The sequence below is a fragment of the Fructilactobacillus frigidiflavus genome (assembly GCF_044054575.1).
GTDB classification, from domain to species: domain Bacteria; phylum Bacillota; class Bacilli; order Lactobacillales; family Lactobacillaceae; genus Fructilactobacillus; species Fructilactobacillus frigidiflavus.
This window is the reverse complement of record NZ_CP168716.1, coordinates 1,376,208-1,390,182: the sequence shown is the minus strand read 5'-3', so window position 1 is coordinate 1,390,182 and position 13,975 is coordinate 1,376,208. Positions and strand designations below refer to the sequence as shown.

The 13,975-nt window shown below is 35.7% G+C and carries 12 protein-coding genes; all 12 read left to right on the top strand.

The window, feature by feature from the left end:
- Positions 1-71 precede the first annotated feature (71 nt).
- On the top strand, positions 72-827 hold the full coding sequence (locus tag ACEPSS_RS06970; protein ID WP_395320520.1) for a tRNA1(Val) (adenine(37)-N6)-methyltransferase: 756 nt from the start codon (positions 72-74) through the stop codon (positions 825-827).
- The gene (locus ACEPSS_RS06965) at positions 817-1,098 is read left to right on the top strand and encodes a GIY-YIG nuclease family protein (RefSeq protein WP_395318635.1); all 282 of its coding nucleotides are present in this window, start codon (positions 817-819) and stop codon (positions 1,096-1,098) included. Before ACEPSS_RS06970 ends, ACEPSS_RS06965 begins: the two co-directional genes overlap by 11 nt.
- A 155-nt stretch (positions 1,099-1,253) precedes the next feature.
- Positions 1,254-1,994, top strand: a complete 741-nt coding sequence (rpsB, locus tag ACEPSS_RS06960; RefSeq protein ID WP_395318633.1) for a 30S ribosomal protein S2 — start codon at positions 1,254-1,256, stop codon at positions 1,992-1,994.
- Positions 1,995-2,082: 88 nt separating this feature from the next.
- Positions 2,083-2,940, top strand: coding sequence for a translation elongation factor Ts (gene tsf / locus ACEPSS_RS06955; protein WP_395320518.1), 858 nt, complete (start codon positions 2,083-2,085; stop codon positions 2,938-2,940).
- Between the two features lie 229 nt (positions 2,941-3,169).
- Entirely contained in the window at positions 3,170-3,892 is a 723-nt protein-coding gene (gene pyrH, locus ACEPSS_RS06950; protein ID WP_395318631.1) for a UMP kinase, read from the top strand.
- A 2-nt stretch (positions 3,893-3,894) separates the two neighbouring features.
- Positions 3,895-4,458: a ribosome recycling factor gene (gene frr, locus ACEPSS_RS06945; RefSeq protein WP_395318629.1), complete on the top strand. Its 564-nt coding sequence runs from the start codon at positions 3,895-3,897 to the stop codon at positions 4,456-4,458.
- A gap of 18 nt (positions 4,459-4,476) precedes the next feature.
- On the top strand, positions 4,477-4,890 hold the full coding sequence (locus ACEPSS_RS06940; RefSeq protein ID WP_395318627.1) for a hypothetical protein: 414 nt from the start codon (positions 4,477-4,479) through the stop codon (positions 4,888-4,890).
- 49 nt (positions 4,891-4,939) lie between these two features.
- Entirely contained in the window at positions 4,940-5,671 is a 732-nt protein-coding gene (locus ACEPSS_RS06935) for an isoprenyl transferase (protein WP_395318625.1), read from the top strand.
- A gap of 12 nt (positions 5,672-5,683) precedes the next feature.
- Positions 5,684-6,472: a phosphatidate cytidylyltransferase gene (locus tag ACEPSS_RS06930; RefSeq protein ID WP_395318623.1), complete on the top strand. Its 789-nt coding sequence runs from the start codon at positions 5,684-5,686 to the stop codon at positions 6,470-6,472.
- Positions 6,473-6,491: 19 nt separating this feature from the next.
- The gene (rseP, locus tag ACEPSS_RS06925; RefSeq protein WP_395318621.1) at positions 6,492-7,769 is read left to right on the top strand and encodes an RIP metalloprotease RseP; all 1,278 of its coding nucleotides are present in this window, start codon (positions 6,492-6,494) and stop codon (positions 7,767-7,769) included.
- 16 nt (positions 7,770-7,785) lie between these two features.
- Complete coding sequence (locus ACEPSS_RS06920) at positions 7,786-9,492, top strand: proline--tRNA ligase (protein WP_395318619.1); 1,707 nt, start codon at positions 7,786-7,788, stop codon at positions 9,490-9,492.
- A 53-nt stretch (positions 9,493-9,545) separates the two neighbouring features.
- Positions 9,546-13,859, top strand: coding sequence for a PolC-type DNA polymerase III (locus tag ACEPSS_RS06915; protein ID WP_395318617.1), 4,314 nt, complete (start codon positions 9,546-9,548; stop codon positions 13,857-13,859).
- Positions 13,860-13,975 lie beyond the last annotated feature (116 nt).

The following is a 13,975-nucleotide window of genomic DNA, read 5'->3' as shown; positions in this document are numbered from 1 at the left end:
TCTCATCCTCCTTTGTGAGTTGTACAATTGATATTATAGCATTATCCAGAACAGTAAAAAGGTGAATTATGATGAATCAACCAATTGAACTAAAAGCAGGCGAACGAATTGATCAGCTTTATAGTAATGATATAAAAATCATTCAAAATGCCGAAGTTTTTTCTTTTTCATTAGATGCAGTGATGTTAGCTGACTTTGCCAAAGTTAAACAAAGTGCCAAAACTAAAATTGTTGATCTTTGTGCAGGCAATGGGGCAGTCGGTCTATTCATTAGTCAAAAAACTAAAGGGAGCATTGCCGAAGTTGAAATTCAACCCAAGTTATGTGACATGGCTACCAGAAGTGTTGCGTTAAATAAATTAGCAACACAAATTTCAGTTTATAATTTTGATTTAAAAGATAGCTTGAACTATTTTAAAAAGGAATCAATTGATGCGGTAACGGTTAATCCACCTTATTTTGCAGATGAAAAGCAAAGTAAGAAGAATCCTAATACATACTTAGCGATTGCCCGACATGAAATTAAAACCAACTTAGAAATGGTGATTAAAACGTCAAGCGAACTATTGAAAAACAATGGAAAAATGTACATGGTTCATCGACCTGATCGCTTACTTGATATTTTAAACGAACTACAAAAATATCGCTTAGCTCCTAAAGAAATTCAATTTGTGTATCCCAAGGTGGGACGCGATGCTAATATGGTTTTAATTTCAGCCATTAAAGATGGCAAGTTAACGGGCTTGAAAATTAATCCACCAATCGTCGTTTATGATAAGCAAGATAATTATACTGATGTAGTTAGTAGGATGTTGTATGGCAAATAAAAAATATTTTATCTATGTCTTGGTTTGTGGCGATGGGTCTTTTTATGGTGGCTTTACTGATGATGTCGAGCATCGTTTAAAACAACATCAGGCTGGTCGAGGGGCTAAGTATACGCGAAGTCATGCTCCAGTACGGCTGCTGTATTCAGAATGTTTTGATGATAAACGATCTGCTTTAAAAGCAGAGTATGCATTTAAGCATCAAACTCGGCAAGCTAAAGAACGATATTTGATTGCTCATGGCGTTGATCCAATTCTTTGGGTTAATTAATTTATAATTTATGTTTGAAATTCCAGCTAATGTTTTGTATAATTGATTTCGGTATTAATTTACCAATACGCATCTGGATGGTTTTGCATAGTAGTGCTCTTTGAGTTCCATGCATAATTCCAGAGAGGAAAAACTAATTTTTTTGGAGGCTTATTATGGCTGTTGTATCAATGAAACAATTATTAGAAGCTGGTGTACATTTTGGTCACCAAACTCGTCGTTGGAATCCTAAGATGGCTAAATACATCTTTACTGAACGTAATGGTATTTACATTATCGATTTACAAAAGACGGTTAAGTTATTAGGTTCAGCTTACAACTTCATGAAGAGTGAAGCTGCTGACGATGCTGTAGTTCTTTTTGTAGGAACTAAGAAACAAGCACAAGACGCAATTGAAGAAGAAGCAAAACGTTCTGGTCAATTCTACGTTAACCATCGTTGGTTAGGCGGTACTCTTACTAACTGGAACACCATCCAAAAACGGATTAAGTACTTAAAAGATCTTAAAAAGATGGCAACTGACGGTACTTTTGATAGATTACCTAAAAAAGAAGTTGCTTTATTAACTAAGAAAACTGCTAAACTTGAAAGATTCTTAGGTGGTATCGAAGATATGCCTAAGATTCCTAACGTTATGTTTATTGTTGATCCTCATAAAGAAGAAATTGCTCTTAAAGAAGCTCAAAAATTAAACATCCCAGTTATCGCAATGGTTGATACTAATACTGATCCAGATGGTATTGATTACGTTATCCCATCAAACGATGATGCAATTCGTGCAATTAGATTAATTACTTCAACTATGGCTGATGCAGTTATTGAAGGTCGCCAAGGTGAAGATGACGTTAACGAAGAAACTTTCGTAGAAGAAACAACTGAAACAGAAGATAAATAATTAATTGTCAGGCTGACTCTATTTAGACCTATTCGGCCTAGTAGGGTCAGTTTTTTAAATCAATAATTAAATTTAAGGGAGAACTTGGATTATGGCTAAAATTACTGCACAACAAGTTAAAGATTTACGTGAAAAAACAAGTGCCGGAATGATGGATGCTAAGAAAGCCTTAGTTGAAGCTGATGGTGACGAAAAGAAAGCAATGGAAATCCTTAGAGAAAAGGGTGTTGCTAAAGCTCAAAAGAAGAGTGGTAACACTGCTGCTAATGGTTTAACTAAAGTTTCTGTTCACGATAACAAAGCTGCAATTGTTGAAATTAACTCAGAAACTGATTTCGTTGCTGCTAATGACGACTTCAAAAACTTAGTTGATGAAGTTGGTGATTTAATTGCGCTTGAACAACCTAAAGATGTTGAAGCTGCACTTAAATTACATTTAGGTGAAGATGGTTCTGTTGAAGATACCATCATTCACACTAGCCAAATCACTGGTGAAAAAGTTTCTCTTCGTCGTTTCGAAGTTATGAACAAAAACGATGATGAAAACTTTGGTGCCTACTTACACAATGGTGGTGAAATTGGTGTTTTAGTTAAGGTTTCTGGTGCAGACAAAGATGTTGCTAAAGATATTGCAATGCACATTGCTGCTACTAATCCTGAATTCTTATCAAAAGACGATATTTCAGCTGAACGTTTACAACACGAAAAAGATGTTCTTACTAAAGAAGCTCTTGCTGAAGGTAAACCAGCTAACATCGTTGAAAAGATGGTTGCAGGTCGTGTTCACAAATTCCTTGCTGAAATTTGTTTAGTTGACCAACCATTTGTTAAAGACCCAGATCAAACTGTTGGTCAATATATCGAATCTAAAGGTGGAAAAGTTGAAGCCTTTGTAAGATATCAAGTTGGTGAAGGTATTGACGAAGCTACAGAAGCTAAAGACTAGTTCTGTTAGTTTTGGGAAACTCTTTATCAAATGTAAATTTTTATTTGAATAAGTAGGTTTCACCCAAAGCGATTGAATTCTGAATGAGTTCAGTCGCTTTTTGTTTGTTAAATTTCACGTTTTTTCGAAACTAAGCTACTTATTAATCCAACTATTACAAATCTACCGTAATTATTGCTTTTATGCTAAAATTAAAGAGATAAACAAAGAATTTTCTGGAGGAAGCTAAATGTCTGAATTAAAATACAAACGTATTGTTTTAAAATTAAGTGGTGAAGCACTTGCAGGAGAAAAGGGTTTTGGAATTAACCCACCTGTGATTAAAAAGATTGCTGAAGAAATTAAAGATGTTTACAACCAAGGAATTCAAATTGCCATCGTAGTAGGTGGTGGTAACATGTGGCGCGGTGAAGCTGGCGCTGAAATGGGAATGGAACGTTCACAAGCTGATTACATTGGAATGCTTTCAACTGTAATGAATGGACTAGCACTTCAAGATAATCTTGAAACGGCTGGAGTACCAACTCGTCTCCAAACCTCAATTGAAATGAAACAAATTGCTGAACCTTACATTAGAAGAAAAGCAGTTCGTCATTTGGAAAAAGGTCGCATTGTCATCTTCTCTGGTGGAACTGGGAACCCATACTTCTCAACGGATACTGCTGCTGTCTTACGTGCTGCTGAAATTGATGCAGACGCTATTTTAATGGCTAAAAACGGAACGGATGGAATTTACTCTGCTGATCCAAATAAAGATAAAAATGCAGTTAAGTTTGATAAACTAACACAAAAACAAATTCTTGAAAAAGGTTTGAATGTAATGGATTCAACTGCAAGCTCATTATCAATGGATAACGATATTCCTTTGGTAGTCTTCAACTTAAACGAACCTGGAAACATTAAGCGGGTAGTTGAAGGTGAAAATATTGGAACTGTTGTGGAAGGAAAATAGACATGGCTAATACTAAAGAATTAATTAATGATACAAAACACAAAATGGAAAAGGCTCAATCTGTACTTGAGTCAGATTTAGGACAAATGCGCGCTGGACGTGCTAATGCAAGCATTCTTAAACCAGTAATGGTTGAATACTATGGGGCACCAACACCCTTAGTACAAGTTGCATCTGTTTCAATTCCTGAACCACGAATTATGATGATTACGCCTTATGACAAAACTGCTTTAAAGGAAATCGAACGCGGAATTCTTGAAGCAGATTTAGGCCTTAATCCAATGAATGATGGAGATGTAATTCGAATTGAAATTCCCCAACTTACTGAAGAACGTCGGATGGAATTAGCTAAAAAAGTTAAGGCTGCTGGAGAACAAAGTAAAGTTGCAGTTCGAAATGTTCGTCGTGATAGTATGGACATTGTTAAACGTGAATCAAAAAATGATGAAATTAACGATGACGAAGCCCATGACTTAGAAGATCAAATCCAAAAGATTACTAACGAAGCAATTAAAGGTATTGATCAAATTGTTAAAGACAAGCAAGCATCAGTAATGAACGACTAAACTTGAGGAAGTGTGATTATGCCTGAAGCCGATAATACCAGATTTGAAGTAACTCCGGGAACAACTGAATTTGATAAAATGATTTTTAAATTATTACAACCAGTTGATGATTCAAAAATTAAGAGTTTAGAATTTAATGGGGAAAGCTTTGCTGAAGTACAGGTTGGGGTTTATGTGATGCCCGCGCTAATGTGCGAAGACTTAAATTTATTCTTTTTGATTTCTCAATTAATTGATAGTGATTGGATTATCGCATTTTCCAAGGCAACTGTTGAAAATCAAATTGATGTTACTGATTTATCTGAACCCATTCCCACCGGTGAGGGATTAAATCTCCTTGGGTCTGAATGCCCAATTGTTGCCAATCAAATATTAGATTATTTTTCTGAACTTTTTGAAAAAGGAAAAGGTGAATGGAAAATGATCAAATAAAGGATGAGTTCGCTCATCCTTTATTTAATTTAAGCAATGAGGTGAAAAAATGGCTGAAGAAAAAATTGACATGAATAAAATTCCAGAAAGTGTCGCCATTATTATGGATGGAAATGGAAGATGGGCTAAAAAGCGTCATCTTCCTCGAATTGCAGGACATAAACGTGGGATGGATGTTGTTGAAGAAATTACTACGGAAGCTAGTGATTTAGGCGTTAAAGAACTAACGTTATATGCTTTTTCGACTGAGAATTGGAAGCGTCCGGCTGGAGAAGTTAGTTATATCATGAGCTTGCCTTCAACTTTCTTTGATAAGTTCATTCCAAACTTAATCAAAAATAATGTCAAAGTTAGAACAATTGGTGACATTTCACAATTACCAAAAAAAACTAGAGAAGCAGTTGCTAATGCAATTGAGGCAACTAACCATTGTACCGGCATGATTTTAAACTTTGCCCTTAACTATGGTAGTCGCTTAGAAATCATCAATGCGACCAAACAAATTGCGACAGCAGTTAAAAATGGAACGCTTGAAGTTGATGAGATTGATGATGCAATTTTTTCTCATAATTTAGAGACGTCTGAGCTAAAAGATCCTGATTTATTAATTAGAACTAGTGGTGAGAAGCGAATTTCTAATTTTTTACTTTGGCAAATTGCTTACAGTGAGTTAGTTTTTGTTGATAAGATGTGGCCTGAATATCATGCTGAAGATTTTAGAAAAACAATTATTGATTTTCAAAATCGTCATCGTCGCTTTGGTGGATTAATTAATAAATAGGAGTGAATTTTTATGAAGCAACGAATTATTACCGCAATTATTGCGCTATTAATTTTTATTCCAGTAATTATTACTGGTGGATATGTAATTGATTTTGCTGCAATTGTACTTGGAATAATTGCAATGTCAGAGATTTTCATTATGAAAAAGAAAATGATTATTTCTTGGGAAGCACTAATTTCGTACATTGGTGTGGCATGCTTGATTGTACCAACTAACTTTTCTAATCTTTTACCAGACTATTTAAGTCCAGCATTTATCTTTTATACCCTAGTTATGCTATTGTTATTAGCAACTGTTTTTTCCAAAAACAAGTTTAATTTTGATGATGCTGGCGTATATACCCTTGGAATGATGTACATCGGTTTTGGTTTCCATTACTTTGTGGTGGCAAGACAAGACAGTTTAACAACCTTACTTTATGCTTTATTGATTGTTTGGTGTACTGATTCAGGAGCCTACTTTGTCGGTAAATATTTTGGAAAAAACAAACTGGCAAAACACATTTCTCCTAATAAAACTTGGGAAGGTTCCATTGGTGGAACTTTGATTGCTACGATTGTATGTACCATTTACTTAGTTTTCTTCCCAATTTCAGGAATTAGTTTGGTAGCAATGATTGGATTTACCATTATTCTTTCAATCTTCGGTCAACTTGGTGATTTAGTAGAATCTGCTTTAAAACGTTTTTATGGAGTTAAAGATTCTGGTAAAATTTTACCAGGACATGGTGGGATTTTAGATCGCTTTGACAGTCTTTTATTCGTTTTACCATTGCTCCACTTATTAGGAATCGTTTAAACGAAAGGTTTGTGATGATTTGTTAACAACTATTATTAGTTTTATCATTGTTTTTGGAATATTAGTTTTTGTTCATGAATTTGGGCACTTTATTGTTGCCAAAAAATGTGGAATTATGGTTCGTGAATTTTCAATCGGAATGGGTCCCAAGTTATTTTTTTATCGGCATAATCATACTACCTACACAATTAGACTATTACCATTGGGTGGATATGTACGATTAGCAGGTAGTGCAGACGATGATGAAGATGAAATTAAGCCAGGATCAATTGTTAAATTACAACTGAATGATGCAGGGATAGTTACCAAAATTGATTTGAGTAAGAAAAATAAATTATTTAAAGGAATCCCATTTCAGGTTTCAGATGCTGATTTAGTTAATGGACTTTGGATTGAGGGTTATGAAAATGGCAATGAAAACGAGCAAAAACGTTTAAAAGTTGACCATGATGCCTTAATAGTGCAAAAAGATGGGGTTGAAGTCCAAATTGCACCAGCTGATGTTCAATTTCAAAATGCTCCGGCTTGGAAAAAAATATTAGTTAATTTTGCTGGAATTTTCAACAATGTATTACTAGCAATTGTCGCTTTCATGCTATTAGCTTTTCTTCAAGGTGGGGTTGGCACTAACTCTAATCAAGTGCAAGTTTCTGATAGTTCTCCTCACGTTGCTAAGACAGCCGGAATTAAAGATGGTGATCGAATTTTAGCCGTTAATGGGATTAAAACAAATGACTTTCAAGCAATTGCTACTCAAATTGAAAAGCAACCCAATAAAAAGGTTAACTTAACAGTGCAAGCTAACCATAAAATCCGTAACGTTAAGCTAATTACTGATTCAAAAGAAATGAACAAGCAAAAAATTGGGGTAATTGGGATTAAACAAACCTTAGATACCAGTTTTAGTGCTAAGGTTATGTCTGGATTTACTACGACTTGGACCATGACTAAGAGTCTATTTGGAGCTTTATGGCAAATGGTTTCTGGTCACTTTAGTTTAAATAATCTTGGTGGACCAGTTGCAATTTACGCAAATACCTCAGCAGCAACTTCATTAGGTTTGATTGGCGTAGTGCAATTCTTAGGTTGGTTATCAATTAACCTAGCCGTCGTTAACTTAATTCCAATTCCTGCCTTAGATGGTGGTAAACTATTGTTAAACATTATTGAATTAATTAGAAGAAAGTCACTTTCAGAAAAAACAGAGCTGGTAATTACCATGATTGGTTTTGTCTTTTTAGCTGGCTTAATGATTTTAGTTACTTGGAATGATATTATGCGTTATTTCGTTCGATAAGAAGAGGAGTGAAGAAATGAAACAATCAAAAATGTTGATTCCTACTCAAAAGCAGGATCCAACGGGTGCAGAAGCGATTAGTCATAAAATGTTAATTCGGGCTGGTTATATTCGTCAAATTTCAGCGGGAACATATGCTTATTTACCAATGGCATATCGAGTTTTAGAAAAAATTGAAAAGATTATTAAGCAAGAAATGAATCAAACTGGGGCTAACGAAATGTTACTTCCAGAAATCATTCCTGCCCAATTTTGGAAAGATTCAGATCGATATGAATCATATGGTCCTGAACTATTTAAATTGAAGAATCGACATGAAACTGATTTTATTTTAGGACCAACTCATGAAGAAACAATGACAGAGTTAATTAAAGGAACGATTTCATCATATAAAAAACTTCCTTTGAATTTATATCAAATTCAAGATAAATTTCGGGATGAAGACCGTCCCCGCTATGGTCTTTTAAGAAGTCGTGAATTTAGAATGTTAGATGCTTACTCATTTGCTTCAAATGATGGAGAATTAGATGTCACTTATAAAGAAATGAATGATTCATTTCGAAAAATATTTGACCGAGTTGGCTTAAACTATCTTGGAATCATTGGTGATAGTGGTAGTATGGGTGGTTCAGATTCAATGGAATTCTCAGCTCCTGCAGCAGTAGGTGAAGACACGATTGTTTATTCAGATGATAGTGACTATGCTGCTAACTTAGAAATGGCCACTGATATGTTTGTGAACAAGAAGTCCCATGCTGAAATGGCTCCTTTAGAATTAGTTGATACTCCTGATGTTAAAAACATCAACCAAGTTGCTAAATTCTTTGAGATTGACAAGAATCAAATTATTAAGAGCTTACTTTACATGGTTGATGAAAAACCGGTGTTAATCTTAGTTCGAGGTAATCAAGAAGTTAATCCAGCCAAAGTTAAAAATTATTTTCATGCAGATGGGGCTGAACTAGCTACTGCTGATCAAGTTAGTGAATATTTAGGAGTTAAGCCAGGTTCAGTTGGACCTTTTGAGGTAGCAAATGAGATTCCAGTTTTAGCCGATGAATACGTACAAAGTATCGTTAACGGGGTAACTGGCGCTAATCAAGACGATAAGCACTACCAAAATGTAAATCCAGAACGTGACTTACCTGAATTAACTTATGGTGATTTCCGACTTGTTAACGAAGGAGATATTTCACCTGATGGTAGTGGAGTTTTGAAATTTACTAAAGGGATTGAAATTGGTCACATTTTCAAACTAGGAACACGCTACACTGACATTTTAGGTGCTAAGATTCTGGATGAAAATGGTCGACAAAAACCAATTATTATGGGATGCTATGGGATTGGAGTAAGTCGTCTACTTTCAGCAATTTCTGAACAACAAGCTGATGAAAATGGTCTGGTTTGGCCAAAGGCAATTGCTCCTTTCGATGTTCACTTGATTCCCACTAACATGAAAAAAGCAGAACAAGTTGAACTTGCTAATCAAATTTATGATAATCTTCAAGCAACTGGTTTAGAAGTTTTGATGGATGATCGTAAGGAACGTGCTGGAGTTAAGTTTGCTGATTCTGATTTGATTGGAATTCCAATTCGAATTACAATTGGTAAAAAAGCAGATGAAGGTATTGTAGAAGTTAAGATTCGTAAAACTGGTGAAACAGTTGAAGCAAAGGTTGATGACCTTAAAAATACCATTGAAATTTTATCAAAAGAAATTTAAACATTAAGACCAGATTTTACTGGTCTTTTTTGTTCGTTTGAGGGGAGGAAAAAATGCCTTTAAATAATAAAGAAAAATTTAGTAAGTTATTAGATCAAATTAAAATTAATGATGCGTATCGTTCCGAATTTGAAGATGCAGAAATTGAACAAGTTCGGGTTCACCAAAAATCGAAAAAATGGGATTTTCATTTTTTCATTCCGAAGGTGCTTTCCTTTCAAGCTTTTAATGACTTCATAACTGGATTACAAACGGCTTTTAGTGAAATTGCAACGGTTGATTTTTACATCCAAACTCAGCAAACGGAACTAAGCAATCGAGAAATTGGTGATTATTGGCAATGGGCAGTTAATAATTCGGGAATTCAGTCTAGTTTATTGCATGAACTTTGTGATAATAACGTGCCTGAATTAGATGATGGGCGAGTTAATTTTTATGCAGTTAACGAACTGGTTAAAGATTTCATGAATGACAAAGCCATTGCCCCAATTCTAAATGCTTATCAAAAAGCAGGGTTTCCCAAGTTTGATATCAATACAATGGTTGATGAAACTGAGTCACAAACACGAATTCAAGCATTAAAAGCAGCTAAGCATGAACGTGATGAAAAATTAGCCAAACGTGCTCAAGCTGCCGCTGCTAAAGCCAATGCTCAAAAAGCTCCAGCTAGCTCGGGAAGCGTAATGATTGGTCGCAAAATTGCTGATAACGTTGACATTACGCCACTAGAAAATATTACTGAAGAAGAACGTTCACTGGTGGTTAATGGTTACGTTTTTAGTAAAGAAATCAGAGCATTACGTTCAGGTCGATCACTAATGATTTTGAAAATCACTGATTATACTTCCTCAATTACCATTAAGAAGTTTTCTAAAGATGATGAAGAAGGAGCTAAGTTTGCAAACCTTGAAGAAGGAAGTTGGGTAACTGTTCGAGGAAGTATTCAAGAAGATAATTATTCTCATGAACTTGCAATGAACGCCTATGACATTAATCCAGCAACTCATACGGAACGCGAAGATACCGCTCCCGCTGATCAAAAGCGGACTGAACTTCATCTTCACTCTAATATGAGTCAGATGGATGCGACTAATTCAATTACTGACTTTGTTAAGCAGGCCAAAAAATGGGATCATAAAGCCATTGCAATTACCGATCATGATGATGTGCAAGCCTTTCCAGAAGCTTATAATGCAGCCCAAAATAATGACATTAAAATGTTATATGGGATGGAAGCCAATGTGGTTGATGATGGCGAACCAATTGCTTTTAATGACAAACACGTTGGGTTAAAAGATGCAACTTATGTCGTGTTTGATACGGAAACCACTGGATTATCAGCGATTTATGATCGTGTAATCGAACTTTCAGCAGTTAAAATGCGAGGCAACAATGTGATTGAAGAGTTTGAACAGTTCATTGATCCTGGTTTTCATCTTTCGGAACAAACGACTAATTTAACGTCGATTACTGACGATATGGTGGCCGGTTCAAAGTCCGAAGAAGAAGTGTTTAAAATGTTCCGTGAATTCTGTGGTGACGCGATTGTAGTTGGTCATAATGTTACCTTTGATGTTGGGTTTATGAATACTGGTTATGCTCGTCATGGGATGGAAAAAATTCAGAACCCAATTATTGATACTTTAACTTTGGCCCGTTTTTTATATCCAAATTACAAAAGTTATCGGTTAAATACCTTGGCTAAAAAGTTTGATGTGGTCTTGGAACATCATCATCGAGCCATTTATGATGCTGAAACCACTGGACATTTGAACTATCTTTTCTTAAAAGATGCCGAGGAAAAATATCACATTCAATATCATGATCAATTAAACGATCATATGACAGAAAATGCTGCTTATAAACATGCTCGTCCATTTCATGCAATTTTGATGGCGAAAACTCAAGCTGGTTTAAAGAATTTATTTAAATTAGTTTCATTGGCGCACATTAAGTATTTTTATCGGGTACCTCGAATTCCGCGGAGTGAATTAGAAAAATATCGTGAAGGAATTTTAATTGGGTCAGCTTGTTCCAGTGGTGAAGTATTCACTGCGATGATGCAAAAGGGAAAACAGGAAGCACTAGATAAAGCTAAATTTTATGATTATCTGGAAGTTCAACCCCAAGCTACCTATCAGCCATTGCTCGATTCTAAATTAATTAGTGATCGCGGAAAGCTACAAGAAATTATTAAGAATATGTCAGATGTGGCTGATGAAGTAAATATTCCCTTAGTCGCTACTGGCGATGCCCATTACCTTGATCCCCATGATTATATTTATCGTAAAATATTGATTAATTCACAGGGAGGCGCAAATCCGCTTAATCGGACGGAATTACCTGATCTTCATTTTCGAACCACTGATGAAATGTTGAAAGATTTTAACTTTTTAGGGGCTGATTTAGCTAAAAAAATTGTCGTGGATAATCCTAATCAAATTGCCGATGAAATTGACGAAATCCATCCTTTAAAAGATAAATTGTACACTCCTAAAATGGAAGGTGCAGAAGATGAAATTAAACAGCGGACCTACGATAAAGCCCATGAATTATATGGTGAAAAACTTCCGGAAATTGTCGAACAACGAGTTGAACGGGAACTAAAATCAATTATTGGAAATGGATTTTCGGTTATTTATTTAATTTCGCAACGGCTGGTAGCTAAAAGTAATAAAGATGGTTATTTGGTAGGATCCCGGGGATCAGTTGGTTCTAGTTTGGTTGCTACCATGACGGGAATTACAGAAGTTAATCCCTTACCGCCACATTATCGTTGTCCTAAATGTCATTATTCAGAATTTTTCACAAAGGGTGAATATAGTTCTGGATTTGATTTACCTAAAAAAGCCTGTCCTAATTGTGGAACGACCTTAATTGGTGATGGTCATAATATTCCCTTTGAAACTTTCTTAGGGTTCAAGGGTAATAAAGTTCCTGATATTGATTTGAACTTCTCTGGTGATTATCAAGCCATTGCACATAATTATACAAAGGTCTTGTTTGGCGAAAACAACGTATACCGTGCGGGAACGATTGGAACGGTTGCGGACAAAACCGCTTATGGATATGTAAAAGCATATGAACGTGATACAGGAAAGCACTTTAGGGGAGCCGAAATTGATCGATTAGCCAAAGGTGCAACTGGGGTCAAACGAACCACCGGACAACATCCGGCCGGAATTATTATTGTTCCAGATTACATGGATATTTATGATTTCACTCCAATTCAATTCCCAGCTGAAGATCAATCATCAGCTTGGCAAACCACTCATTTTGATTTCCATTCGATTCACGATAACATTTTAAAAATGGATATTTTGGGTCATGATGATCCAACCATGATTCGGATGCTGCAAGATTTATCTGGAATTGATCCATATACCATTCCGATGAATGATGCTGGGGTAATGTCAATTTTCAGTAGTCCTGAAATTTTAGGGGTAACGGAAGAACAAATCCAATCTAAAACGGGGACGTTAGGAATTCCTGAATTCGGAACTCGATTTGTTCGAGGAATGCTTGAACAAACCCATCCCCAAAACTTCTCTGATTTACTTCAAATTTCTGGTTTATCACATGGAACCGACGTGTGGTTAGGCAATGCCGATGAATTGATTAAGGATGGAACCGCCACCATTTCCAACGTTATTGGTTGTCGTGATAACATCATGACCGATTTGATTAATTATGGAGTTGATTCGGAAACGTCCTTCCAAATTATGGAAAAAGTTCGTAAAGGTAAGGGAATTAAGGACGAATGGCAACAAACGATGCGGGATGCCAACGTTCCCGAGTGGTATATTGATTCTTGTTTAAAGATTAAGTACATGTTCCCACGAGCACATGCGACTGCTTACGTATGGATGGCGCTTCGAATTGCTTACTTCAAGGTTTATTTCCCATTGGTCTACTATGCAGCTTACTTTTCAGTGCGGGCGGATGACTTTGATGTTGAGGCAATGGCCCACGGAAAAGAAGCGGTTAAAGATGCCATGAAAGCAATTGAAGATAAAGGTAATGATGCTTCAACTAAAGAAAAGAATTTATTGACCGTTTTACAGTTAGCAAATGAAATGATTGAACGGGGCTTTGAATTTGAAATGATTGATTTAGATCGTTCTGATGCATCCGAATGGCTAATGGATGGCAATAAATTAATTGCCCCATTTAGTGCGATTCCTGGATTAGGGTTAAACGTGGCTAAACAAATTGTGGCTGCACGAGCAGATAAACCATTCATTTCAAAGGAAGATCTTGCTAAACGTGGAAAAGTTTCGAAAACAATTATTGAATTTATGACGAAAAACGGAGTGCTTAAAGGCTTACCCGATGAAAATCAGCTTAGCTTATTTGATATGATGTAGTTCTTTAATTGTAGAAAGCGATTGAATATGTTATATTAAACATAGTAATTAAAAACTCTTTTAAGGGTGAGCAGAGATGCTCGCCCTTTTTATTGGAAAATTTTGGAGGTAAATAG